The organism is Skermanella rosea, assembly GCF_016806835.2.
GTDB classification, from domain to species: Bacteria; Pseudomonadota; Alphaproteobacteria; order Azospirillales; family Azospirillaceae; genus Skermanella; species Skermanella rosea.
Genome location: NZ_CP086112.1, coordinates 305,436 through 329,732, shown reverse-complemented (window position 1 = coordinate 329,732; position 24,297 = coordinate 305,436). Strand labels below are relative to the sequence as shown.

Annotated in this window: 18 protein-coding genes and 3 pseudogenes; 7 read left to right on the top strand and 14 right to left on the bottom strand. The window is 65.3% G+C overall.

Annotated features, from left to right (window positions below; all coding sequences use genetic code 11):
• Positions 1 to 31: 31 nt before the first annotated feature.
• The 7 genes from trbB to JL101_RS30045 all read right to left on the bottom strand — a co-directional run bounded on the left by trbB (position 32) and on the right by JL101_RS30045 (position 7,653).
• Complete coding sequence (gene trbB / locus JL101_RS30075) at positions 32 to 991, bottom strand: P-type conjugative transfer ATPase TrbB (protein WP_203102808.1); 960 nt, start codon at positions 989 to 991, stop codon at positions 32 to 34.
• A complete protein-coding gene (locus tag JL101_RS30070; RefSeq protein ID WP_203102807.1) occupies positions 988 to 1,344 on the bottom strand; it encodes a hypothetical protein in 357 nt (118 codons plus the stop codon). The genes trbB and JL101_RS30070 overlap by 4 nt, the downstream gene beginning before the upstream one ends.
• The gene (locus JL101_RS30065) at positions 1,341 to 3,350 is read right to left on the bottom strand and encodes a type IV secretory system conjugative DNA transfer family protein (RefSeq protein ID WP_203102806.1); all 2,010 of its coding nucleotides are present in this window, start codon (positions 3,348 to 3,350) and stop codon (positions 1,341 to 1,343) included. The genes JL101_RS30070 and JL101_RS30065 overlap by 4 nt, the downstream gene beginning before the upstream one ends.
• Before the next feature lie 16 nt (positions 3,351 to 3,366).
• Entirely contained in the window at positions 3,367 to 4,587 is a 1,221-nt protein-coding gene (locus tag JL101_RS30060) for a hypothetical protein (protein WP_228435550.1), read from the bottom strand.
• Between the two features lie 1,284 nt (positions 4,588 to 5,871).
• Complete coding sequence (locus JL101_RS30055; protein WP_203102804.1) at positions 5,872 to 6,804, bottom strand: transposase; 933 nt, start codon at positions 6,802 to 6,804, stop codon at positions 5,872 to 5,874.
• 205 nt (positions 6,805 to 7,009) lie between these two features.
• Positions 7,010 to 7,432, bottom strand: a complete 423-nt coding sequence (locus JL101_RS30050; RefSeq protein WP_203102802.1) for a putative toxin-antitoxin system toxin component, PIN family — start codon at positions 7,430 to 7,432, stop codon at positions 7,010 to 7,012.
• Entirely contained in the window at positions 7,429 to 7,653 is a 225-nt protein-coding gene (locus tag JL101_RS30045) for an AbrB/MazE/SpoVT family DNA-binding domain-containing protein (RefSeq protein WP_203102800.1), read from the bottom strand. Before JL101_RS30045 ends, JL101_RS30050 begins: the two co-directional genes overlap by 4 nt.
• A 233-nt stretch (positions 7,654 to 7,886) precedes the next feature.
• Between JL101_RS30045 and JL101_RS30040 the strand changes: the two are divergent.
• Positions 7,887 to 8,362 (top strand): annotated as a pseudogene (locus tag JL101_RS30040) (transposase family protein); the annotation flags it as partial.
• A gap of 65 nt (positions 8,363 to 8,427) precedes the next feature.
• Here JL101_RS30040 and JL101_RS30035 read toward each other — a convergent pair.
• Complete coding sequence (locus tag JL101_RS30035; protein WP_228435549.1) at positions 8,428 to 9,648, bottom strand: IS256 family transposase; 1,221 nt, start codon at positions 9,646 to 9,648, stop codon at positions 8,428 to 8,430.
• Between the two features lie 103 nt (positions 9,649 to 9,751).
• Here JL101_RS30035 and JL101_RS30030 point away from each other — a divergent pair.
• A pseudogene (locus JL101_RS30030) lies at positions 9,752 to 10,918 on the top strand (ISL3 family transposase); the annotation flags it as partial.
• Between the two features lie 194 nt (positions 10,919 to 11,112).
• Here the strand turns inward: JL101_RS30030 and JL101_RS30025 are convergent.
• From JL101_RS30025 to JL101_RS30005, 5 genes are all read right to left on the bottom strand, one after another.
• The gene (locus tag JL101_RS30025; RefSeq protein ID WP_203103733.1) at positions 11,113 to 11,394 is read right to left on the bottom strand and encodes a hypothetical protein; all 282 of its coding nucleotides are present in this window, start codon (positions 11,392 to 11,394) and stop codon (positions 11,113 to 11,115) included.
• Positions 11,395 to 11,551: 157 nt separating this feature from the next.
• Entirely contained in the window at positions 11,552 to 11,809 is a 258-nt protein-coding gene (locus tag JL101_RS30020; RefSeq protein ID WP_203103735.1) for a hypothetical protein, read from the bottom strand.
• A 10-nt stretch (positions 11,810 to 11,819) separates the two neighbouring features.
• Positions 11,820 to 12,680 (bottom strand): DNA/RNA non-specific endonuclease, encoded by an 861-nt coding sequence (locus JL101_RS30015; RefSeq protein WP_203103737.1) that lies wholly within the window; start codon positions 12,678 to 12,680, stop codon positions 11,820 to 11,822.
• 148 nt (positions 12,681 to 12,828) lie between these two features.
• Entirely contained in the window at positions 12,829 to 15,759 is a 2,931-nt protein-coding gene (locus tag JL101_RS30010) for a PAS domain-containing protein (protein WP_203103739.1), read from the bottom strand.
• A 466-nt stretch (positions 15,760 to 16,225) separates the two neighbouring features.
• Positions 16,226 to 16,633: a recombinase family protein gene (locus JL101_RS30005; protein WP_203103741.1), complete on the bottom strand. Its 408-nt coding sequence runs from the start codon at positions 16,631 to 16,633 to the stop codon at positions 16,226 to 16,228.
• Between the two features lie 636 nt (positions 16,634 to 17,269).
• On the opposite strand from JL101_RS30005, the gene JL101_RS30000 reads away from it, so the two are divergent.
• The 3 genes from JL101_RS30000 to JL101_RS29990 all read left to right on the top strand — a co-directional run bounded on the left by JL101_RS30000 (position 17,270) and on the right by JL101_RS29990 (position 20,572).
• Positions 17,270 to 18,244, top strand: a complete 975-nt coding sequence (locus tag JL101_RS30000; RefSeq protein WP_203103743.1) for a competence protein CoiA family protein — start codon at positions 17,270 to 17,272, stop codon at positions 18,242 to 18,244.
• 204 nt (positions 18,245 to 18,448) lie between these two features.
• Complete coding sequence (locus JL101_RS29995) at positions 18,449 to 19,024, top strand: SGNH/GDSL hydrolase family protein (RefSeq protein WP_203103745.1); 576 nt, start codon at positions 18,449 to 18,451, stop codon at positions 19,022 to 19,024.
• Between the two features lie 387 nt (positions 19,025 to 19,411).
• Positions 19,412 to 20,572, top strand: coding sequence for an alkaline phosphatase D family protein (locus tag JL101_RS29990; RefSeq protein WP_203103747.1), 1,161 nt, complete (start codon positions 19,412 to 19,414; stop codon positions 20,570 to 20,572).
• Between the two features lie 692 nt (positions 20,573 to 21,264).
• Here JL101_RS29990 and JL101_RS29985 read toward each other — a convergent pair.
• Positions 21,265 to 21,450 carry a hypothetical protein gene (locus JL101_RS29985; protein ID WP_203103750.1) on the bottom strand — a complete coding sequence of 62 codons (186 nt, stop codon included), beginning with the start codon at positions 21,448 to 21,450 and terminating at the stop codon, positions 21,265 to 21,267.
• 275 nt (positions 21,451 to 21,725) lie between these two features.
• Here JL101_RS29985 and JL101_RS29980 point away from each other — a divergent pair.
• Both JL101_RS29980 and JL101_RS29975 read left to right on the top strand, forming a co-directional pair.
• Positions 21,726 to 22,971 (top strand): annotated as a pseudogene (locus tag JL101_RS29980) (IS256 family transposase).
• Between the two features lie 100 nt (positions 22,972 to 23,071).
• The gene (locus JL101_RS29975) at positions 23,072 to 23,608 is read left to right on the top strand and encodes a dihydrofolate reductase family protein (protein ID WP_203103754.1); all 537 of its coding nucleotides are present in this window, start codon (positions 23,072 to 23,074) and stop codon (positions 23,606 to 23,608) included.
• The last annotated feature ends 689 nt before the right edge of the window (positions 23,609 to 24,297 follow it).

Below are 24,297 nucleotides of genomic sequence, written 5' to 3'. Positions count from 1 at the left end.
AGTACCACATCCACGGCTCTGCATCCAGCCCTCAGGCAATGCGCTCGGTCTGGAATTCCCCGTCCCTATACCCGGTCGGCTTTCGGATCTCGGTCACCCGCCGCACGCCTTCCTCTGTCCGCTCGATGAACACGGCCATTTTGACGGATCGCATGATCAGGCGGTGCTGGGGACAGGCGGTGACTTCTCCGACAAGCTCCTCCAGCCGGTCGAAGATCTCCGCGGCGCTGTCGGCATGGATGGTTCCCAGACCGCCGGGGTGTCCGGTGTTCCAGGCCTTCAGCATCGCCAGGCAGGGTGCCCCTTCCCGGACTTCCCCGATCACGATCCGGTCCGGGCGCAACCGCATCTTGGCCTTGATGATGTCGTGCACGGTGACGATGGGATCCATCTCGCGCGCCAGCAGGGATGCCATGTCCGGCGCCGAGCACTGAAGCTCATCCCGGTCCTGACCGATCAGGATGCGGTGCCGGGTGAACCCGGGAAGCGCCAGCAGCGCGTTCAGCAGCGTCGTCTTACCGCTGCCGGTCGACCCCCCGACGATGATGTTGATGCGCCGGTCGACGGCATCCTCCAGGATATCGGCCTGCCGCCGGGTCATGATGCCGTCCCGCACGTAGTCGGCCAGCGTGAACACGACCGGCGGCTTCTTCCGGATGGTGAACATCGGCGCCCGCGAGACCGGCGGCAGAATGGCCTGGAAACGCTCTCCCGTCTCGGGAAGGTCGGCCGACAGGAGCGGCCGGTTCCAGCCGATCCCGGTCTCGCCGACATGGTCGGCCACCAGGTCGATCACCTGGAGCGCGTCCTCCGGGTCCATCGTCTCGCCCGTGCACGCCCTGCCGCCGGTCAACCGGTCCACCCAGATCCTTCCATCCGGGTTCAGCATGACCTCGACCACGTTGGGATCATCCATGGCGCCGCGGATCGTGGCACCCAGCGCGCGCCGGTAGGCCGCCAGCGTCCGGCCGGACGCGATCTCGTTCCTCATCCCGCGTCCTCCGCCAGTTCGGATTTAACCTTGTCGACGGCGGCCAGGAACGCGTCGAACTTCCCCTGGCTGCCGCATATCGTCTGCGCCAAGGTATCCAGGTAAGCCCGGACCTCCAGCAGCTCCCACATTATCCGGTCCTGTCCGACAGTCAGGGCCGCGACCCGCTCATGGATCGTCTCGACGCCGGCCTGGGTGTCTTCGGCGTAGATGAAGCGCTCGACCGCGGCGACCAGTACGGCGGTTCGGGTCGTGCCGGCCTTGGCGGCGATCTTCAGCACCTTCGTGTCCAGGTCGGCCGGCAGCCGAAGATCAAACCGGGTTTTGGGAGTGCCCGCCTTCTGCCGTTTCATGCGCCGTCTCCCTTGATCGCCAGGGTTCTCTTCCGCCGCAGCCTGGCCCCCGGCACGACGGTTTCGGCCGGCGGCGCCCCGGGTTCCGCCGCCCCGTCCGGCGGGTCCGGGAGATCCCGGGGCGCCCCCCGGGGCTCCTTCGTCGTCCCCGGCCGCTTTCTTGTCGGTGCATCCTCCGGCGGCTTCTTCGGATCGGCCTGCCTGGGCATCGGCGGGCAGGACGCCCGCATGCCAAGCCATCCGATCCCGACCTTCCCGGCGACCTTCCCGGGGAGGTCGGGGTAGTTGCCCGCGCCGTCGCCGACCCCGGCCGCCGGCAGCAGGCGGTCGCGGAACACCGGCTCCTCGTCGTACCGGACCTTCTTCGCCCTGAACTTCGGATGGCCGGTGACCAGCAGGTACTCGTATTCCGGCTCCAGCTCGCGCACATCGCCGGGAGACACGATGTCCCGATGGACCTCGTTGGTGACGATGGACTTGTTGCCGAGCATCACCCCGAACCGGCTCCCCTGGAGGTTCTCCATCTGCCGGTACTCGGTGTCCTTCCCCAGCATCCCCGACAGCTGCTTCTGCGTCGTCGGATCGGCGGAGGCGAAGATCACGGTGACGTGGCAGTTCTCCCGGATCGTGTTGTAGCGGGTATAGGCCGCGTCGATGTCGTTGAAGCTCTGGACCGTCTTGAACGACTTCACCCCGTACTGGGCGAACCGCTTCATCAGCAGCTCGTAGCTTTTCATCCTCTTCAGCGCCGGGAACTCGTCCGCGACGATCAGGCAGTCGTGCTTCTTCTTACGCCCCCGGTTGTCCCGGCTGAGATGGCGCATGTTCACGGTCAGGAACTGCTTCATCATGACCCGAAGCAGGACGATCAATGTCTCCTCGTCCGAAGCCGGCATGGACAGGTAGACCGAAACCGGGTGATCACTGCACATGACGTCGCCCATGGACCACTGCGACGTCTGCGTGGTCCATTCCACGACGGGGTTGTCGAACAGGCTCAGGTGCGAGTCCGCGGTCGCCAGGACCGACGAGAGGTAGCGGTCATTCCCCTTCGCCCGCTCCAGCAGCGCCTGTGCCGCCCGCTGGACGACGGGATGCGGACGATCGCCCAGGTGCCGGGTGTTCCGCATCTCCCAGGACAGGTGCTCCATCGGCCGGACGAGCTGCCGGCGGACGCCCGCCAGGGTCTTCTCCGGGTCCGGTGCCGCGTAGAGCTGGTGCAGGATCAGGCCGGTGTAGAACTCGCGCGTCGCCCGGTCCCAGATGTCCGGCTCGTCGCGAACCCCGGCAGGATCGGTCAGGATCGCCGCGATGGCCTGGGCATCCCCGACCTCGTCCTCGCCCTTGCGGACCTCGAACAGCGGGTTGAACCGCGCCGACCGCCTGTCCAAAGGATTGAAGTAGATGCAGTGGGAGAAGGTGCTGCGCCAGCCGCTGGTGCCCTCGAACCTGTACTCCTCGTTCTCCGTCCCGAAGAACAGCTCCTCCTTGGTGTCCAGGATGAACGCCGACCCCGGGTGCGACAGCAGGGTCGGAACCACCGTGCCGCGCCCCTTGCCCGACCGGCTGGCGCCCGACACCAGCACCGCTTCCGCCCCGTGATGGGTCAGCAGTCGGCCGTCCAGCTTGCCCAGGACCACGCCCCTGTCATCAAGGAGCCCGGCGCGCTTCGCATCCTTCAGCGTGCCCCAGGTGCCGGCGCCGAATTCCGGCGGCGGGGATGCGCAACCACCCGCCCTTCCCAGGCGGGCCAGCAGCAGGCTGAGTGTCAGCCCGGCCAGCATCGTCCCGCCGGCTATCGCGAAGGGCGTCTGGTGGACTTGGCCCCACTGGCCGGCCCAGGCCACCAACTGCCCGGGCCAGTACACCGGCACCCCGAACGGCTTCCAGCCGCCCAGCGCCGAATGGAAACCGAACCGCGACGCCAGCCAGTATGTCGGCCCCCAGGTCGCCGCGGCGATCCCCAGGACGCTGGCCGTGCCGACCAGCTTGTCCCTCAGTGTCATTTCGTATCACTCCCCTTCAGTATCCGTGGCCCATTCCCCGCTGCAGCTCCCGAAGCTTCTCCAGCGCCCGGAGCCGTTCCGATCCGGCATAGAATTCGCCGTACCGCTCCATCAGCTTCGCGTCCGCCGCCGCGCGCAATCGATCGCGCAGGGCGACCCGCTCCGCTCCCCGCAACCCGCGCAGGTCCCGCGCCGCGTTCCGCTCCAGCGGCAGGCCCTTCACCGTCCAGTGGGTGAAGTCCCGATCTCCCTGCGACTCGAAGGCGCCCCACACGGGCCCGGACAGACGCACGTCGTCGCGGGCAATCTTCCCCGTCGGGTCGCGGAGCCGCTCGCCGAAGGCGGCATCCAGCTCGCGCGCCACCCTGACCGCGTCGTCGTATGGGCCGACGCTGACCGTCAGGCGCTTCGCCTTGTCCGCCGCGAAGTGCATCTGGTACGGCAAGCCACGGTCGGCCAGATCGGCCAGGACGGCCTGGGTCGTCGGATGCCACCGCTCAGCCGGGACGTTCAGGTGAAGCTGCCAGCCGGCCGCCTTCCCAAGCCCCTCCGCCTGCCCGATACCGGCCTCCGGAGCGCGCCGGCGCTTCTCCGAAGACGCGGCGATTTCCTGCGCCGATCGCAAGCCCAGCTCCGTCGTCGCGACCTCCATCGCCCGCGTCCTCATGCCGTGCCGGATGTACTCCCGGTCGATCACCAGATCACCGCCTCGATTATCCCGCCCGCGGATCAGGACATGAGCATGGGGGCGTTCGGTGTCATAATGTATCACAGCGCACCATGTAAGTTTGGAGCCCAGATCCCGCTCGTACCGGACCATCACATCGCGGACGTAGCGCTGCATATCGAGCCGGTCGCCCTGTTCCGGCGAGATGATCGTTTGGAAATGATGCCTATCCTCCGACCACTCTTCGGCCAGGCCCTTCGGGTCGACATCATCCCCGGTCGCCGTGAAGCCGCGCGCGTCCTGGCCGTCGAGGCCCGCCGCTTGCTTCTCGAGGTACCGGGCATGGGCCGCCGCCTTCGCCGCCGGCTGGATCTTCGTCTTGACCGTCACGCGCTGCTGGGAAGCTGCCGCCGGCCGGACATAGGCCCACCGCCCGCGTCCCATGATCGTCGGGGTTTTCAGCCGGCTGGCACTCGCCTCCATCGCTCCATCGACCGGCTTTCGCATATGCATGCGAGGCTCGATCCCGTCCTCGTCACGCTTGAAGAAGTATCGCGACCTTCGGCTCATCGGCACCTCGAGACCTCCCCTGTCATATCCGGAAACCATCCGGACCAGTGCACGGATTTTTTCCGGACGACCCGCCGCCACACAGGCGATTGCCCGCGTGATCGCGCGGTTTCCTGCTGTTTGGTCCGGATCGGCTTTCCTTCTTGCTTAGGCTGCCCCAGGATCCTCGCGCAGGATCCGTCATGATCCTCGGGCTCTCTGTCTCACGATCTCCGGTTTCGGCATGCCGCCGGCCGGCGCCGTTCCGGCCTGATCCGTTCCGGGCCGGTTCCGGTGGGCTCTCGGACCGCCTCGCGTAGCCGGCAAGCGCCGCGTCCTGGTAGGATTATGGGCCGGGTGCCGCCAGCCGCAAAGCCTTTGTCAGCGATGATGGACGGACCGGATGCATCGAGAGGAATGTGCCGGCAGGTTCGGTATGGGCCTGGATGAACCGGCGGCAGTCACGGGGCGGAGATGGACCGCCCCCCGGCATCCGCATCCCCGTGCCGGGGATAGGGTGGCTGTGGCCGGCCGGACTCCGAACTCTTCAGGTTTCCGAACATTGTGGACGGATCGGCCGCTCCGGCGATGGATACCGCATGGACGCTTCTGTCGCGTATGTGTCACGCTTGCGTAACGCTGTCTTGACGGAAATTCGACAGGGCGTCACGCTTTCGTAGCGGTGTCCTGTAGCGCATCCGCGACGCGACTGCTGGTCCTGGGCTGACGGCGGGGATGGTCATTCCTGCGTTCGACGGAACCATACAGGCACCGTGGCTCAACCCAATGGGCGGTTTCTACCCGGGTCGGAGTCTCAAGAAGAGGCACACATTCAAACTATGTTTAACAAATTTGATAGGATTCCAAGTCATAATCACGTGCACGCATTCACGTGCGTTTCCTCCCTAGACTTAGCCCCGCGCGTTCATCCGCTGCGGGGCTTTTTTCTGGAAGATAGTGCCAGACCATTCATCCCCGTACACTACAGTCGCGTCCGTTAGCGCCTCTGGAACCACCGTCCATTTCGTTGCCGACAATCCCTATCCATACGATAATACCCGGCTTATGGAAACCTGACGGATCTACTGGCTAGCATCTTCGGCTTGGGAAGAAAGCCCGGAACTTGCTCAAACCTCAGGCCAGACAGCGGCACGGAGACAAACCATGCGCTCGCATCACCTGGTCCTCCTGACCACCATCGCCCTGGCTTTCGGCTTGGCTCCCGGCACGGCTCTTGCCGTCCCAACCTATACCGTCACAGACCTCGGTGACCTCGGCGGAACCTTTAGAAGATGTTTGTAAAGGTCAGGCACAGACTTCCTCGGCGACGAGGCGCTTGATGCGCCTGGACAGGATGGAAATGAAGGCGACGAGGTGCTCCTTCGTCCGCTCGAAGATCGTGTTCAACCGTCGGTGATTGAAAATCCAGGAGAAGGAACGCTCGACCACCCAGCAGATTCCAGCCGGGAGGAACTTGTCATCATGGCCGCGAGCGACGGGCTCGACGGCAATGCCGAGCTTCCGGCCTGCCTTGGCCAGACGCTTGCCCCGGTAGCCGAGGTCGCCCAGCGCCGATCCCCGGAAACCTTTGCCGGAGAGTTCGCGGAGCACCGGGATGATACCCTTCGTATACCGCCTGGCGGCGTTGCCATGGCCCATGCACGTTGGCTGACGGAACGTCGATCGCCAGCGGGATGCCGTAATTAGCTTCGCTGCCCTTCGGGTGTTGACGCCCAAGTGAACCTTGATGCCGCGGATCTTCTTGCCGCCATCAAAGCCGCGCTCAAAGCAGCCCGGCGCCGACTTGCAAGAGCTCTCACCCGACAGCTGTCCGCTTGCGGACAGCGAAAGGGGGCTGTCGATGACGACAGCGCTCGGTTTCGGGGTGTCGCCGCAGGCCAGCCGCCAAGTGCGGCGCAGCCGGTCGAGCAGCCGACGCCACAGACCAAGGCGGGTCCAGCGGGAAAACAGAGTGAACAGCGTGTTGAACGGGATGTTGCAGAGCTGCCCGATGGCGCGCCACTGCATGCCGCAGAAGCACAAGCACCAGATCGCCATGATCGCCTTACGCAGGGTCGCACCGGTCAGCGCCGGCTTCGGTCCCGACCGGGTCGGCCTCGTGCCATCCGCTGCCATGGCCGCGAGTTCCGTCAGCACCTCACCCACGAAGGCATCAACGTCAGCAAAAGCGCTCCAGGAGGCTGGAGAGGTCGTTGCGGTTCTGACGGCGGTACCCATATCCTGCTGGCTCGGCGACTGTTAACGTCGGTTCTAGACATAGCCCGCCAGCTGCCCACGCGTCACCTCTTACTCATCTCAAAGTAGCATCCCGCTCCGCACGGCCCAGGATGCCCCGTCTGCGAACAAGCTCTGACACAGCGGTGAGCTTCTGTCGCGCCGGTTGTGAGCGGACATTCCCGCACGGAGGGCCATGGTGGCGCGGTCACCCAGGCAGCCGGGACTTCATGTCCGCCGGGGTGAGGATGGGAACCGGAAAGGTATCCGCCAGCGCCAGCAGGTCGCGGTCGCCGGTGACCAGGGCATCGGCGTGGCCGGTCAGGGCCAGCAGCAGGAAGGGCTGGTCGAACGCGTCGCGGCACTTGGGCACGGCGGGTGGTGGCGTCGGAATGGTGACCGTTTCGCACCACGGCAAGTAATCAGCCAGCAGGTCGTCACGATCGGGCGCGGTCAGGCCGAATTTGGGATAGCTGAGCACGCGGAGCAATTCCGACACGGTGTCGCGGCTGGCCAGAGGCAGGATGTTCCCGGCCTGCCAGGCCTTCCGCAGCCAAGTCATGGACGCACTGCGGAAAAGCAGCGCCGACAGCAGCACGTTGGTGTCGAGGACAAGGCGGGGCGGACTCATCCGGGCCGGCGTGCCCAGGCAACTGCGTCGGCGATGTCGGTCTCGGACAGGTTCAATTCTTCCAGCTTGGCTCGCACGGCATCGGCGCGGTTGATGCGCACCGGGGTCAGCACGATGCGGCCGTTCTCTTCCGCAACGTCGAAATATTCTGCCCCCTGGACGGCGGCGACCACCGCCTTGGGCAGGGTCAGTTGGTTCTTTGAGGTCAACTTGGCGAGCATGGCGAAAATCCCTTAGTAAGGATGTAAGGAAACAATAGTGTATTCCGCCGCTAGGTTCAAGGGCTTCCCCGTCCACCGCGACTGAATCGGCGCCAACGCCGGGGTTCTTCCAAGTTTTGTGTGACCAACCGGAGGTCGCGGTGCCCTTGGAGTTCAGCCCGCGGCGAGGCCTGATTTCTGTGAGGCGCGGGATTGCCATATGAGAGATATCCTCCACTATCCCGGGCCCGTTCTTGAGTATCTCCCTGCATTCAATCGGCTTTCCTGACACTCTTGAGGTCCTTGAACAAATCGACCATGGTTTTTGCCGGATCACGCTGCGGGCGCAGCCAACAGCAAAGTCAGGTTCCTGCACCACCTGCGGAACATCCTCGCGGAGGGTTCACGGCTTTTACTGGCGCAGCCTTGGCGACGTCGCTTGTTTCGGCCGCCCGACGCTTCTGCTCGTCCGGATCCGCCGCTTTCGCTGCGCCAGTCCTGAATGTCCGCGGCGAACCTTCGCCGAGGCCCTGCCTGGCACTGCCCGCGGGCACGCCAGACCGACCGGTTGCGTACGATCCATCGCTCCATCGGCTTGGCGCTGGGCGGCAATCCCGGTGCCCGCCATGCCGCCACCCTGGGCGTGCCGATCAGCCGCACGACGCTGCTGCACCGTGTCTGTTCCAATGATGCCGACCCGATCCCACCGGTCAGAGTGCTCGGCGTGGATGGTCGTGTCCGAAGGTTGGTAGGAATTGCTGAGGGCGCATTCTCCTGAGCTTCAGGGTCGTCGGATCATGCGGCGAGGTCAAGCGGCTGGTCGGCGGGAGCGACGTGCAGGGTGTCCCAACCGTCAACGCGGCGTAGGGTGATCTGGCCGCTGGCGAGCAGGGCCCAGAACAGCATGCAGGCGGTCTCGGCACACGGCAGCAGGCACTGCGTCTTGATCCGGCGCTTGAACTCCTCGTGCAACCGCTCGATGGCGTTGGTCGTCCGGATCGACTTCCACTGGTCGGGCGGGTAGAGCAGGAAGGTGAACAGGTTGGCACCTGCCTCCTCAAGGCTGGCGGCGACCGCTGGGCACTTCAGCCGCCACTTTCGCACGAACGCCTTCCGCCGGGCTTCGACATCCTTCACCGTCCTGGCGTAGATCATGTCGGTGTAGTCGGTGCTGATCTCTTCGTGCAGCTTCTTGGGCGCGTGGGCCACGAGATTCCTATGCTTGTGGACTGTGCAGCGTTGCCGCGGCACGTCCGGCCAGAGGGCGCTCAGGGCCGCCTCCAGGCCCGGGGCGCCGTCGATGATCAGCAGGTCCGGCGTGGCGAGCTTGCGGGCGACCAGATCATCCAGGAAGGCCCGCCACGCGGCTTCGCTCTCGCCGCCCATATTGCGCAGGCCGAGAAGCACCTTCTGGCCGTCGCGCCGGACACCGAGTGCCACCAGCACCGAGATGCCGGTGGCCCGTTTGTCCAGCCGGACCTTGACCACGGTGCCATCCAGTATGATGCGCACGATGTCGTCCTGCGACAGATCCCGCTTCTGCCAGGCTTCCCAGTCGCCCTGGACCTTGCGCCAGGCCCGGCTGACGGTGTCCTTGCCGACCGCCCCGCCGAACAGCGCTCCCAGGGCGCGGCGGACCCGGCGGGTGTTGGTGCCCGCCAGGTAGGTCCCGGCGATCAGCGCCTCGGCCTGCCTGGTCAGTCGCTTGTAGGCCGGCAGCGTCCGGTTGCGCCATTCCCGGGTCGTGCCGTCGGCCCCGGCCAACCGGGCGCGCGGAACCGACACGGTGGTCGGGCCGAATGTGCCGAGGACCTGTCGGTCACGATGGCCGTGGCGATGCCCCTGGCGTGGCCCGGCGCGCTCATAACGCCCGCGGTTCAGCGCCGCGTCCAGCTCGCTCTCCAGCATCGCCTCGATGAACGAGCGGATCCGCTGGCGCACACCGGCTTCCAACGGATCGAACCAGTCGTCGCCCAGCAATGGAACCGCGGCGTCGTTGGATGTAGTCTTCTCCATGGCGTGATCTCCTGCGGCGGTGGCCAGACCGCCGGTGTGGGTTCTTCACCTTCAGGAGATTACGCCGCCAGACAATTTCCTACCAACCTTCGGACACGACCGCGTGGATGATTGGGCATGGCACAAGGGCCATAACTACGGCACGATCCTGTGCGATCTCGAGCGTCGCCGGGTCATCGACCTGTTGCCCGACCGCAGCGCCGACACTCTGGCGGCTTGGCTGGAGGAGCATCCCAGTGTCTCGGCAGTTGTCCGCGACCGCGCCGGCGCCTATGCCGACGGCGCCGCCCGGGGCGCGCCCGACGCCATCCAGATTGTTGATCGCTGGCATCTGCTGCGCAACGGCAGCGACGCCCTGCGCGGTCTCCTCGATCAGCATCACCGCGAGCTGCGCGCGGCCGCACGAGCGGCAGCACAGCCAGCGGCTCCGGCAGCAGTTGTGGAGGTCCCGGAACCGGTTTCACCAGCAGAGAGGCCGATGCGTACAACCGAGCGGCGGTCACAGGCGGCACAGGAACGCCGCGATGCCCGCTTCGCTGAAGTCGCCCGTCTGCGCGAGCAGGGTTTGTCGCTGACAGCGATCGCCCGGACGATCGGCATCGAACGCAGGACGGTGCGCCGCTGGCTGAGGGCCGGTCATGCCCCGACATGGCGTCATGCCGATCGCGGCACCAGCATCCTCGATCCGTACAAAGCCTGGCTGGAGGAACGCTGGCGGAGCGGTTGCAACAACGCTGCGGCACTATGGCGGGAACTCCGGGACCGGGGCTTTGCCGGGCAGTACACTGTCGTACGGGATTGGGCGACACAGCGCCAGCGGCAGGACCCTCCTGGCGATCTGAAAGGGACGCCCGGCAAACCGGCCCTGAGCAAGAGCCCGGAGCCGCCGACACCACGCCGGGCGGTTCGCCTTCTGACCGGGGAGGCCGGTAAGCTCAGCGACGACGACCGCCGGTTCGTCACCGCACTGCTGGAGCGCTCGCCGACCATCGCCACCGCCGTCGATCTGATCCGCCGCTTCACGACGATGGTGAAGGACCAGATGGCCGGCGCTCTCGACGGCTGGCTGCGCGAGGCGGAGGCCAGCGCCCTGGCGCCGTTCGCCACCGGTCTGCGCCGCGATGAGGACGCGCTGTGCGCCGCCTTGATCGAGCCGTGGAGCAACGGCCAGGTCTAGGGTCAGGTCAACCGGCTCAAGGTCATCAAGCGCGAGATGTACGGACGCGCCGGGTTCGACTTACTCCGCTGTCGAGTGCTCGCACATGCGTAGCGAGTAAACGATGGAGCCAAACACGCCAGAGTCATCCACACAAAACTTGGAAGAACCGGTTATTCGAAGCCGATTGACAAGTGATAGGAGCGGCTGTCTATGATGACCGCGCTGGAATCGGGCGTGTCGCCGAAGGCCTGCCGCCAGGCCAGGATCAGGCGGTTGAGCAGGCGCCGCCACAGGCTGGGCCGGGTTCAGCGGGCGAACAGGGTGTAGAGCGTACCGAACGGGATATCGCAGAGCTGGCCTATGGCTCGCCACTGCAGACCGCAGAAGCAGACGCACCAGATCGCCATGATGGCCTTGCGCAACGCTGCTCCGGTCAACGGCGACTTGGGCCCGGAACGGATCGACCGGGTGCCATCTGCCGCCATGGCCGCGAGTTCCGCCAGCACCGCGTCGACGAAGTCCTCGACACCGGAGAACGCATTCCACGAGGCCGGAGACGTCTTGGCGGGGTTGAAGGCGGTGCCCATATGCACCTGGTCCGATGACTGTTGACCATGGCCGCAGACATATCCTATCGCCCTCCCACGCGTCAGCCCTCATTCCCCTCAAAGTAGCATCCCGCTCAGCACCGGCTGGCACGTCCCGTCTGCGAACAGCTTCTTATCTGAACATCAGTGGGCAAACTTATCGAAACGGGTTTTCCACGTGATCCGGCAGGTCGGCTAGTGCGGTTTTGTCCGGCAGGTCACTCTCGCTCTCCAGGACCTGCAGCACCTCGTCGAGCACCGCCTTCAGGATCCGGGCATGTTCGAGCCCGGTTTTGTCGCGGGTGAGATCGATGCTGCCGTAGATTGAAACGCGATCCGCCCGGTTCTCGATCGTCAGGTTACCGATTGTGAGCGTCTCGCTTTCGTTCGCGAAGGGCGAGATGGTCCTGTTCATAGTGGCATCCTCAACGCATGAACCGCATCAGTTTGTCCAGGATCGTGTCCATGCTCCAGGGGGTCTCGGTCTGCTTCTGGCGCCTGCCCGGCAGCTTCGGGTCCGGCAGGGCCATCGCATGATCCTTGACCGTTGGCGCCAGCCCCGGGAACGGATCGATCCCGGTGAATTGCCGAAGCTCGGCGATCGATACACCTCGCCAGTGATCACCATCGGCATTCTCCACGAGATAGGCGGCCGCCTGTTTGCGTTTGGGATCGTACACGGCCTTGAAGATGTGGGTCGGCACCAGCACCCGTCCGCGCAGGCGCTGCAGGGTCGCACCCTGGAAAACCGGGCCGCTGACGACGTACAGTTCCCCTGCCTTGCGCGCGAGGCCACGCGCGGCGGACTCGATGCCCGACCACAGGCCGCGGTTGCTCTGCGGATCCTGCGGTATCATGTTGGCCAGGGAGAAGCTCTCTTGCTGCGCCTGCTCGTCGGGCATATCGGCGGCCGGCGCGAGATGGCCACGGTCGAAACCTGAACGCGCGTAATCATCGAGATCGGCGCGCTCACCGGGCGGCAGTCTTGGTTCCTCGTGGAAGGTGTCCCTGCGCAGAGTAGCCACTGCCGCGTCGAGCCCTTTCCGGGTCAGGTGCTCGGCCGCCCAGAGCGGAGTGCGCGTGATGCCGGAATGCAGCACGGCAAAGGCCGAGTAGCACAATGCCTGGGTCCTGGGGCGGAGCTTCGGGTTGACCAGGTCCGGCGCGCTGCCGTGCGGGAAGAACTGCGAGCACTCGATCGGGGCGGCCAGCGACACGGTCGTCATGCCGATGGTCGGGCATAACGCAAGAGCGGCCACGATGACGGAGCGCCTCAGCATCATCATGACCAGGGCACGCCCTGTGATCGATACGAACTCTTCATTCCTGCCCCACCATGTTCCTTCCCAACCAGTGCAAGGCATCTCCGCTCAGCGTCTTCAGCGCCGCAGGGTCGGACAGGCTGCCTTCCCGTGTTTCCTCGGCGTCTTGCATTCAGGCCACAGCGTTCAACTGTTGCTCAAGCGCACGACCGAGTTGCGCGGGCATCACCGGCTTGTGCGCGATGCCCAGATCCTGGCCGGCGCACCCGCGCAGGAACTGCAGATCGGTTTCGCCGGTCAGGATCAGGCCGGGGATGGGACGGTCGAACAGGGCGCGGATGGCCAGGACGGCCTCGGTGCCCGTGCGTCCGTCCTGTAGCCGGTAGTCGGCAAGCACGATATCGGGCCGGCGGCCCGCATTCCGGACCTGGGCGACAGCCTCCTCGGCGCTGATGGCGGCGATCACATCGTAGCGCCACTCGGTCAGAATCGCCTCCAGGCTCGTCAGCACCAGGACGTCATCGTCTATCACCACGACCAGCCGGCCCTGCCCGTCCTGTTCCGAGCTATCACCCCCGGACAACGTCGGTACCGGCATGGTGCCTGTCATGGTGAGCGGCAACTCGATGCTGAAGGTGGAGCCCTCGCCCGGCCGGGATTGCGTTTCAACCCGGTGGCCCAGCAGATCCACGATGCGTCGGACGATCGCCAGACCGAGGCCAAGACCCTGGCTCCGGTCGCGCGCCTGGTTGTCCACCTGGTGGAACTCCTCGAAGATCTGCTCAAGTTGCCCGGGCGGAATGCCGATGCCGGTGTCCTCGACCGCGACGCGCAAACGATCCTCGATCCGGCGGCAGGCGATCCGTATGTGGCCGGATTTCGTGTAGCGCACCGCATTCTCGACCAGGTTCCGGAGCACGCGCCCAAGCAGCGTCATATCGGTCCGCACCACCTCGGTGCAGGTCTCGACCTGCCAGCCCAGTCCCTTGGCTGTGGCAACCGGACCATAGCTGGCCGCGATTCCGTCGAGCACCGCGGAGATCGGGAACTCCGTGATCTCCGGCTTCACAATGCCGGCGTCCAGCCTCGACACGTCGAGCAGGCTGTCCAGCAACGCCTTCAAGGTGTCGAGCCCGTGTTCCAGATGTCGCAGCGCCTGCTGGCCACGCGCGTTCTGGACATGCCCCCTGAGCACGCCGGTGAACAGGGTAAGGGACTGGAGAGGCTGGCGCAGGTCGTGGCTGGCCGCTACCAGGAACTTGGACTTGGCGAGGTTGGCGCGCTCCGCTTCTTCCTTGGCCTGGCGCAGCGCCTCCTCCCGGGCCTTGCGCTCGGTGATGTCGCGGGAGACGCCGATGATCCCGACGACGGCGCCGACGGGATCGCGCAACGGCGTCTTGGTCGTCAGGAACACCCGGGACTCGCCATGGTGCCGGTCCGGAATGGTTTCCTCCAGAACCTCGGTCACGCCTGTTTCCATGATGCGCAGTTCCTGGTCCCGCAGCACGGTGGCGATCTCCACGGGAAACAAATCGGCATCTGTACGCCCGATGACGGCCTGGCGCGGATGGCCGAGGATGCGGGCGGCCGCCGAGTTCAGCGTGATGCAATGCCCTTCCCGGTCCTTGGCGAATATGGGATCAGGTGCGCTCTCGATAACGGTCTCCAGCAGGGCCTGCTGGCGTCTCAGATCCTCTTGCAGGCTACGCCGCTCGGTTACGTCCTGAAAATAAATGGCCAAGCCCTCACGCGACGGAAAAGCGCGCACGCGATACCATTTCTGGTGCGGCGGGTAGTAGTCCTCAACCTCGATCGGCACCCGCTCCGTCATGGACCGATGATCCTCGTGCCAGAACCGACTGCCCACGAGTTCCGGGTAGGCCTCCCACAGAGTCATGCCGACCTGATCCTGCCCCTGCGCGACCCCGTTCCGGGCAAGCTCGTTCATGAAGGTGATGCGCCAGTCGCGGTCGACCTCGAACACGCCGTCGGTAATGCAGTCGAAGACCTCGGCGACTTTGCGCCTGGCCACATAGGCCTCGTCGCGTGCCCGGTTGTAGGTCTCCAGGCTTTCGGCCATGGCGTCAAAGGCGCCACCGAGCGCGACCAGTTCCGAGCCGCCGTCCCGAATGCCGGCTCTGGCGGTGTAGTCGCCATCGCGCCAGCGTTCGGTTGCCGCCACCAGAGCCCGCACCGGACCGCGCAGGTAGCGGTGAGTCCCCCACCAGGCCACGGCCAGGGCGAGAAGCATCGTGGCGCAGAGCCCTCCCAGGGAGCGCCACAGGGTGCCGCGGATCGGCGCCAGCGCCGCGGCCTTGTCCAGCCCAGCCATGACGAACAGGCCCTGCGCACCAGTGGCTGGCGGGACATAGCCCTGCACCCGCATGACACCGTCGAGGCCGGCCAGATCCACGCTGCCGCTCTGTGCGGCCTCCAGTAGCGGCCGGTAAGGCTCGGGCAGTGGCTTGCCAGCCGCGCCGGCCACCTCAGGCGTGCGGGCGAGCACGGTTCCGTGCCGGTCGGCGATGGTGAAGGCAGCTTCCGCGGGCAGCAGCTTATTGGCGAGATATTGCTCGAACCCACCCAGGTCAACCAGGGCGATGATGAAGCCGGCCGGGGCACCGGCTCGGTTCCGGTAGGGCTGTGCGAAGGACAGCGCCGGCCTGTGTGTGTCCCGGCGGAGAATGAACTCTCCGACCGCGAAGCCGCCGGTCTCCCGGGCGAGGCGGATGTGCGGGCTCTCGCTTGTGGACAGGCCGAGGGCTACCTGCATGGTCGCGCACCGGATGACCCCGACCTCATCGGTCGCGGTGACGCCGAGGTAGGCGGGATAGCTCCTGCCAAGCCGCTCCGCCATCTCCTGACATCCCGCCATGTCGCCGTCACGCAGGAGCGGGGACTCGGCCCAGGTGCTGAGAAGGTGGCGGAGCCCCTCGATCATGTGGATGTAGCCATCGTCAACCAGGACGGCGAGCCGCTCCGCCTCCGCGTTGATGGCGGCCACACGTTCGTTATGCAGTTGGATCTGATTGGTGATCTCGATTGCGATTATGGGAACAACAACCAGCATCACGAGCAGGATGAGGCGACGCAGAAGACTCATGGGGCTTTCCTGACCCGGCATTGTTCTTTCAAGAACGCTTAGCTCAAAAACAGGACATCCACAATAAATGTTCTTTGTTCCAGAGTACTATGTCCTTTGGCTGCTTATCCAGACGATGAACTCTAATCACCGGAAAAGCTTCTTAGGAACTGCAGTCGATTTCTACGTGGGGATGTGGAGGGACGCATCCTTGCATTCTCGATCCGGAGGCCCCCGGGAGCGGGCGCGACTGAGCCGGACGTCCCATACTGCGGCTCAAAGTCACTCAGTACTGTCCGGGGTCAGGCGGACTCACCACTCGCTCAAGCTGGCGATGATACTGCCAACATATCCAAACCAAAGCAATATAGGGTGCTGATTCAAACGTCCAGCGTCGCTGCGACGCCCCTGATGGGCATGCCGCCGGCGAGCAGATGGCGCGCCGCTTCGATCTTGGCCGCTCCCACGGCTTTCGGTGTTCCCTCATTTACCCGCGGACGCCAGCGGCCTCAAAGCCCGCTACCGTCCGCTCACGGATGATGTCGCGCTCGAACTGGCCGAAGGCCCCAAGGATGGGGAAGGTCAGGCGGCCGGCAACGGTGGCCGCGCCGATGCCCTCGGTCAGTGACCGGAAATCGATACCGCGCCGGTTAAGGCAGGCGATGATCTTGATCAGGTTCTCCAAGGATCGTGCCAAGCGGTCCAGCTTCCAGACCACCGGCACGTTGCCCCCGGCCGAATACGTCAGAGCTTCGTTCAACTCAACGGGCCTTTCAGCGATGACGGCACGGAGCTGGGTGGCCGCCGGCGCCGGTTCGGGCGCGAGATGCCGTTGGGGTTCAGGCCGGTCAGTGCCGGTTTCCGGGATTTTCCGGACGCGGTGGAAGACTGACAAGCACTCCCTTCCGGATACGGGGTGCTGTAGCGCTCGCGACACGATCCCGTGACGCAACCTCGACAGGTGCGATGCAGTCATATGGCATATGCCTGATGAGTCCCTGACAACTCCCGGACACGTCGCTCTACACTATTTCGACGCTGGCGAGACAGGTGACCGATGCCCCGGCGCGACGATACCATGGCCGAACTGCGCGCGGCGCTTTCCGGGGCGCCGGGGACCCGGTCGTCACTCCACCAGTGGATGCGCGAGAACCACGAGGAGGTGTCGGTGCTTCTGCAGCAGGTCCGGCCCAACTGGCGGAGGCCGGCCGACGCGTTCACCCGCATGGGTTTGACCGACGGAAGCGGCAGGCCGCCCCGGCCGCAGACCGCGCGGCATGGGCAGGCGGGGCGATCAGCAAGGGACCTGCCTCCTATCCGGCATCCTCTCCGAGGGCAACCGCATCATCCGTGCACCAAGCCACCGTCGGCATGGTAGTGTGATCGACGGCAAAGTCACCTTATGCCGTGCCAATATCTCTGCTGCCTATCGGAAACCATTTGCCCGCCTGATGTCATGCCGCTGCTTGCTTATGGAGTTGACGAAGCCGCTTACCACGCTTGGGCAATGTCGCCCTCGGCTTGGGAGGAGTTGAAGGCCAGCTATCGGGATCTGGGGCTCACTGCCCCGTGCTGCGGGGCGGCAGTCATCCCCGTCCGCTCGCCGACCGGCTGGCAATTCTTCCGCCATAAGCCGAACACGGTCTGCACCATTCGCGAGAGCCTGGCACATATCGTCTGCAAATCGATCATGGCGCGTGCGGCAGCCCGGCTCGGCCTGGACGTCACCACGGAGGTGCGTGCGGACGACGGAACCTGGGTCGCCGATGTGCTCGTGCGGCATCCGGATTGGACGGTGGCTCTGGAAGCCCAACTCTCCCGCATTCCGTTGGCGGCTATTCAGGATCGCCAGGAGCGTTACCGGGAAGCCGGTATTCGCGGCGCGTGGCTGGTCGGCTACGACATCGCCAGGCTTGAGGCCCGGCGCGACCTTCCTCTGTTCCGTCTGGAGGTGAAGCAGGCCGAACGCCTCGCACCGGCGGTGATCGACTCCGCGACGGATAGCGCGCCAGCACGAACTGATCTGGCGAAATTCACTGGGAGACTGCTGACCGGGCGCGTCCGCTTCGAGGGACCACCTCCCCGAGCCGGCGCTCCATCGGTGGCGACCGTGCCATCGGTATGCTGGAAATGCTGCCGCGACATCGATCTGGTCGTGGCCCTCGTCAATTTTCCGGCGCATACCGTTTTCGCGCCGCACGGCACCCTGCCGGCGTGCGATCTTGGCAAGCTTCCCGAGGCGCTGGCCGTCTACCAGAGAGCCATTTCCACGCTGCATGGAGCGTGCGAGTCGCTCACCCCGCTGCGCCGTCCGCCGCCCTCCCGAATCGCGGCCGGCATGCGCGCGCACTGTCCCTGGTGTGATGCGGCCATTTCCCTGCAGAGGGTGCCCGAAACAACCCTGACATCCTGCGGATGGCATCTCTGCTGGACGCTCGCCGGCAAACCCTGGGCACCGTCGAAGCTGCACTCATCACGCTGGACCTGGAGCGGGTCTGCGGACTGAGGCAGGCGGCGCAAGATTGTTGGGGGCATCTCCGGTGGCTGGATATGCCGGACTCTCGCAGGAAGGATAGGGTCATTCATCGCACCCATGGGGGATCCGGGAATTCTGAAAAGGGCCAAATCCGCGAGTGAACTGTAGTAGCGGTCCGCAATGCTCGATTTCTTGAGGGCTGGAGGTGTCATGCTCATAACACGATGCCATTTCATGTCCGCCATACAAAGCAGCCTGATTGTTGCACTGACGGCTCCGATGCTGCTTGGTGGGAACGCCACGCAGGCGGCCGAGGGGGCAGCCAAGCGCATCATGGTCTACGGCGATTCCAATACCTGGGGCTATGTTCCCGAGCGCTACCCTAAGGACGTGCGTTGGCCGGGTGTGTTCGGAGTAACGCTCGGGCCAAATTATAAGGTCGTTGACGAGGGGCTAAGCGCGCGCACGACCGACTTGACTGACCCGATGCTGCCGCACATCCCGGGGGCCGAACTCGACGGGTCGGCCTATCTGCCGGCCGCCATCGCGGCACACCTGCCGCTCGATCCCGTCGTGATCATGCTCGATACCAATAACCTGAAGCAGATGTTCAATCGGTCGCCGTTGTGGATCGCGCTCGGCGTGGGCAAGCTGGTTGACATCGTGACGCAGACCACGGGAGGGGTTGGCACCTCCTATCCCGCGCCCAGGGCCCTGGTCCTCTGTCCGCCCCGCTCGGCGCGGTGGCCACTGTGGCCGCCCACAAGGCGATCGGCAATGGTGTTGCAGAAACGGTCAAGGCAATCCTGAAGTGAATTGGGTCGAGGCGCACGGGCTGCTTCCTGCTGGTCAAGCCACGCTGGCGCCGCGATGTGGCCGGCGTGCGCTTGAGGATCCAGGGATGCTTCAGGGCACCGTGGGGCGAGATCGATGACACACATGGGGCCTGTGCTCTACTTTCGCGGCGCCGAAGCCGGTGCATGGCGCCTATCGGTCCTGATGGCGGCGCAGGCGGAGCCGCCGTCATTGCTGACCAGTACCTGCCGTACGATACCGTTGCGCCTCGCCCAGCGGCGCGGTTGCAGCCTCTGGCGATACGACTTCACCTTGCCGACAGGCGGGGCGCCATGCTGTCACGAATACAGGATGGGAGATCAGAGCTGGCGAGTTCATCTGCCGGCCAAAGGTGCCCTTCGGATGGCCTACTTGGCATGCAATGGCACGGAGGCGAGGAACGTCTGGACATGCGGGCGGGAGCGCAACGAGCGCTGGCTGCACCTGGCGGCGGAGCACGCGAGAAATCCCTTTCACCTGCTGCTGCACGGTGGCGATCAACTCTATGCCGATGCGCTATGGCACGATGTTCCGGCATTCGCCGAGTGGCGGCGAGAGCCTTGGCGTCGGCGTCGAAAGGCTTCCTTCACGCCCGAAATGGCCGAAGCAGCGCGGGACTTCTTCTTCGACAGCTACTGTCACCTGTGGAGCCAGCCGGAGTTGGCGCCGATCCTGTCGGTTGTTCCGTCGCTGATGATGTGGGACGACCATGACATCATCGACGGGTGGGGCAGCTACGCTACGGATTGGCTGGAAAGCGCGATGTTCCAGGGGCTTTGGACCGCGGCCCGGGAGCATTTTGCCCTGTTCCAGCTTGCCGCGCACCCCCACGACTTGCCGGAGGGATTTACCGACGGCTGCGGAAAACAGTTCGGCTGGGCCTACCGTTTGGGCGAAATCGGCATCCTGGCTCCGGATCTGCGCTCCGAGCGCACGCGCGAACGGGTCATGGGCGAAGTGGGCTGGCACGCCTTGAAGGCAAGCCTCGAGCGCATGGCGGACTGCCGCCACATCCTTCTCCTCTCCAGCGTGCCGCTGGTGCACGTGCACCTCCATGGGCTCGAACGGCTGTTTGGCCACATTCCCGGCCACCAGGAATGGCAGGACGACCTGATCGATCAATGGCCGAGCCTTGCGCATTGGGACGAATGGACTTGCCTGCTGCGCACCTTGCTTCGCTTCTCGGCGGAGCGGGGCGTACGAATCACCTCGCTGTCGGGCGAGATCCATCTGGGATCTTGGGGCGTGATTGAGAGTAGCACGACGAAGATCCACCAGCTCACCTCTTCAGGTATCGTTCATCCTCCGCCCTCAGCCTTGGCCGTCGCCGTCCTCGAGCGGGTCGGCGCCAGACCACTGCAGCCTGGCGCGGATTTTTCGGCCAGACTGCTGCCGCTGCCCGGACTGGGCCGGCGCTTCCTACGCGCCCGTAACTGGCTGGAGATCGAGCTCACCGGCGTCGACCTTGCTGCGACGTGGCATGGTGCAGGGGCGACGAGCTGCCTAAGCATCCCGGGCGAGTAACCGCCTATACCTCTGTCTTGGGTCCTGCTGGTCGACATCCTGCGCGATCCGCTTGATTTCAAGTACCGCATAATCAGGACCGGGATCACCGCCAAATCCAGCGGGGGCTAAACCGGGCGGTGCTTGTCGAAGCTCTCCCATAGAGGGCCCCAGTCTGGACAGACAGACGGGCCGTTGTCGAGACATCCGCACCCAGGATGACGGCGCCGGCCTACAGGGGGGAGACAAAACGGCTTCCAGCGTCCGCGGCATCCATCTCCCGCTGTCCGGCGACGGCGAGACGGTCGCCATGACCTTCACATTCGTCATCTACGTCGCCGACGAAGCAGAAGCAGATGTGCCGCTGGCGGGAGCACGCAGGGCGGTTGACTACGCCATCCCCCCGAGGATCACGCAACGCACGTTGAGATAGACTTGACTGGGTGGATCGGTCCACCAGTAACGTGAGAAGCAGGCGTGCGTCATGCCGTCCGGCGACGAGAACGGCAGGATGCTTCCGGGATCGATTTGGACCCATCGCCCATCGATCTGGATCTCATGCCCGCTTTGTGGTGAATAGCGATGTCCCACACGCTGACAATCACCTTGATTGCAGCAGGATATACCGCGCGGAGACTGCAGACCCGAATACCAGTCATGGGCCTGCGCGGATTGTGCTGTCAACAGAACCGCCAGCAGCACTAGACGGGGGATCATCGCCTGGTCTGCTGCTCCAATTGACAGGTCCACTTATCGACCCCCGTAACCAAGCCGAATGCCGAGGCAGTCAGGCCGCTGTAAAAACCGATCGAGGCGACCAGGTCGGAGACCATGCCCACGGCATGCGCAATCGGCGAGAGGGCGATGGCGACGAACTGCACCCGATCCTCCTTGGCCATTTTACCGCACCGACGACTCAGCACCTACAAGAAACACCCGCTCGCCGTAGGAATGCGAGCGGGGAATGGAAAGATGAAACGTCCATGTAAGGACACGTGCCAGAAGAGAAGAATCGGCTGTGGGGAGAAGCGGCCGGGGAGTCTCAGCAGGACTCGTAACGGCGAGACTCGGCGGTCGTGTCCGAAGGTTGGTAGGAAATTGTCTGGCGGCGTAATCTCCGGAAGGTGAAGAACCCACACCGGCGGTCTGGCCACCGCCGCCACGAGATCACGCCATGGAAAAGACTACATCCAACGACGCCACGGTTCCATTGCTGGGCGATGAGTGGTTTGATCCGCTGGAAGCCGGCGTGCGCCAGCGGATCCGCTCGTTCATCGAGGCGATGCTGGAGAGCGAGCTGGACGCGGCACTGAACCGCGGGCGGTATGAGCGCGCCGGACCGCCCCAGGGGCATCGCCACGGCCATCGTGACCGACAGGTCCTCGGCACGTTCGGCCCGGCCACCGTGTCGGTTCCGCGCGCCCGGTTGGCCGGGGCCGACGGCACGACCCGGGAATGGCGCAACCGGACGCTGCCGGCCTACAAGCGACTGACCAGACAGGCCGAGGCGCTGGTCGCCGCGATCTACCTGGCCGGCACCAACACCCGCCGGGTCCGCCGCGCCCTGGGAGCGCTGTTCGGCGGGGCGGTCGGCAAGGACACCGTCAGCCGGGCCTGGCGCAAGGTCCAGGGCGACTGGGAAGCCTGGCAGAAGCGCGACCTGTCGCAGGACGACATCGTGCGCATCATATTGGACGGCACCGTGGTCAAGGTCCGGCTGGACAAGCGGGCCACCGGCATCTCGGTGCTGGTGGCGCTTGGTGTCCGGCGCGACGGCCAGAAGGTGCTTCTCGGCCTGCGCAACATGGGCGGCGAGAGCGGCGAACGCATGCGTTCGTCCTGGCAGGCCTTCCTGGACGACCTGATCGCCCGCAAGCTCGCTACGCCGGACCTTCTGATCATCGACGGCGCTTCGGGCCTGGAGGCGGCGCTGAGTGCCCTCTGGCCGGACGGGCCGCGGCAACGCTGCACAAGCACAGGACTCTCGTGGCCCACGCGCCCAAGAAGCTGCACGACGAGATCAGCGCCGACTACACCGACATGATCTACGGCACGACGGTGACGGAGGTCGAAGCCAGCCGGAAGGCGTTCGTGCGAACGTTTGGGCGCAGGGACCCAAACGGCGGCTGAGGTGCCCGGCGGTCGCCGCCAGCCTGGAGGAAGCAGGATCAAACCTGTTCACCTTCCTGCTCTACCCGCCCGACCAGTGGAAGTCGATCCGGACGACCAACGCCATCGAGCGGCTGCACGAGGAGTTCAAGCGCCGGATCAAGACGCAGTGCCTGCTGCCGTGCGCCGAGACCGCCTGCATGCTGTTCCGGGCCCTGCTCGCCAGCGGCCAGATCACCCTGCGCCGCGTTGACGGCTGGGACACCCTGCACGTCGCTCCCGCCGACCAGCCGCTTGACCTCGCCGCCTGATCCGACGACCCTGAAGCTCAGGAGAATGCGCCCTCAGCAATTTCCACCAACCTTCGGACACGACCGATCTGCAAGTGGGGGCGCAATGGAGGGCAGTTTCATGGATCGCACGATCTGGCATTGCCACATCGCCGTCTCCCTGGACGGCAGAATCGCCCGCCCGGACGGGTCTGTCGACGACTGGCTGGCGGCGGATTACCCGGCTGAGCACTTCGGGTTCGACGCCTTTCTCGCTGGCGTCGACGCGATCCTGATGGGCCGTGGAACGTACGACGCCCTCCGTCGCTTCGGCGACTGGCCGTACCCCGGCAAGCTTACAGTTGTCCTGACGACACGGCCGCTGGACGACCCGCCACCGGCCGGCGTGGAGCCCCGCTCCGGTGACATAGCCGCCGTCGCCGCCGAGCTGGAGGCCCGGGGCTATCGCCGCGTCTGGATCGAGGGCGGCGGCCAGGTCGTTCGGTCCATGATCGGGATCGGCAGGATCGACGTGCTCGAGATGGCTGTGATCCCCGTCATTCTGGGAGACGGCATTCCGCTCTTTCCGCAGGGCACCGGCGAGCTGAAGCTTCGGCTCGTCAAGTGCGAGACCAAGGCAAAGAGCGCCCTGAATCTGGTCTACGAGCGCGCGGACTGACCCGACATAGAAGCGACTTTGAAACCGGAGTCTGGGACGGCCGTGGTCACGTGGATGGGACTGTTGGCGGTGGCACTGGTCCTCACGGATCGGATCGCCGCGCAGACCGACGGGGACCGTGGGAGATCAGCGCCACCCGCTTTCGCTTTCTGGTGTCGGCACCTGGCTCTGAACCGGCGTTCGATGAGTATCACCGACACCGTGTCCTGGCACTGAAACCTGCTCCAGATCCCGCTGATGGTGGGCTTGCCTGTCACCGGTCCGTGCCGTCACCCGAGTACCCTGGAGGCGCCGGTGGCAACGGGTCCTTCAGCGACGACGGCGCGGAGCTGGGTGGTCGTCGACACCGGTTCGGACGGGAGAGGCCGTTGGGGTTCAGGCCGGTCAGTGCCGGTTTCCGGGATCTCCTGGACGCGGTGGAAGATTGACAAGCATTCTCTTGCGGATACGGGGTGCTGTAACGCTCGCGACACGATCCCGTGACGCAACCTCGACAGGTGCGATGCAGCCATACGGCGTATGTCTGATGAGTCCCTGACGGTTCCCGGACACGTGCCTCTACACTGTTTCGACGCTGGCGAGACAGGTGACCGATGCCCCGGCGCGACGATGCCATGGCAGAACTGCGGGCAGCGCTTTCCGGGGCGCCGGGGACCCGGTCGTCACTCCACCAGTGGATGCGCGCGAAC

Bases quoted from the DNA above. Each gene is read 5' to 3' on its own strand.
- trbB (WP_203102808.1), bottom strand. From the start codon at position 991: ATGAGGAACGAGATCGCGTCCGGCCGGACGCTGGCGGCCTACCGGCGC.
- JL101_RS30070 (WP_203102807.1), bottom strand. From the start codon at position 1,344: ATGAAACGGCAGAAGGCGGGCACTCCCAAAACCCGGTTTGATCTTCGG.
- JL101_RS30065 (WP_203102806.1), bottom strand. From the start codon at position 3,350: ATGACACTGAGGGACAAGCTGGTCGGCACGGCCAGCGTCCTGGGGATC.
- JL101_RS30060 (WP_228435550.1), bottom strand. From the start codon at position 4,587: ATGAGCCGAAGGTCGCGATACTTCTTCAAGCGTGACGAGGACGGGATC.
- JL101_RS30055 (WP_203102804.1), bottom strand. From the start codon at position 6,804: ATGGGTACCGCCGTCAGAACCGCAACGACCTCTCCAGCCTCCTGGAGC.
- JL101_RS30050 (WP_203102802.1), bottom strand. From the start codon at position 7,432: ATGAGTCCGCCCCGCCTTGTCCTCGACACCAACGTGCTGCTGTCGGCG.
- JL101_RS30045 (WP_203102800.1), bottom strand. From the start codon at position 7,653: ATGCTCGCCAAGTTGACCTCAAAGAACCAACTGACCCTGCCCAAGGCG.
- JL101_RS30035 (WP_228435549.1), bottom strand. From the start codon at position 9,648: ATGGAGAAGACTACATCCAACGACGCCGCGGTTCCATTGCTGGGCGAC.
- JL101_RS30025 (WP_203103733.1), bottom strand. From the start codon at position 11,394: ATGGGCACCGCCTTCAACCCCGCCAAGACGTCTCCGGCCTCGTGGAAT.
- JL101_RS30020 (WP_203103735.1), bottom strand. From the start codon at position 11,809: ATGAACAGGACCATCTCGCCCTTCGCGAACGAAAGCGAGACGCTCACA.
- JL101_RS30015 (WP_203103737.1), bottom strand. From the start codon at position 12,680: ATGATGATGCTGAGGCGCTCCGTCATCGTGGCCGCTCTTGCGTTATGC.
- JL101_RS30010 (WP_203103739.1), bottom strand. From the start codon at position 15,759: ATGAGTCTTCTGCGTCGCCTCATCCTGCTCGTGATGCTGGTTGTTGTT.
- JL101_RS29995 (WP_203103745.1), top strand. From the start codon at position 18,449: ATGTCCGCCATACAAAGCAGCCTGATTGTTGCACTGACGGCTCCGATG.
- JL101_RS29990 (WP_203103747.1), top strand. From the start codon at position 19,412: ATGGCCTACTTGGCATGCAATGGCACGGAGGCGAGGAACGTCTGGACA.
- JL101_RS29985 (WP_203103750.1), bottom strand. From the start codon at position 21,450: ATGGCCAAGGAGGATCGGGTGCAGTTCGTCGCCATCGCCCTCTCGCCG.
- JL101_RS29975 (WP_203103754.1), top strand. From the start codon at position 23,072: ATGGATCGCACGATCTGGCATTGCCACATCGCCGTCTCCCTGGACGGC.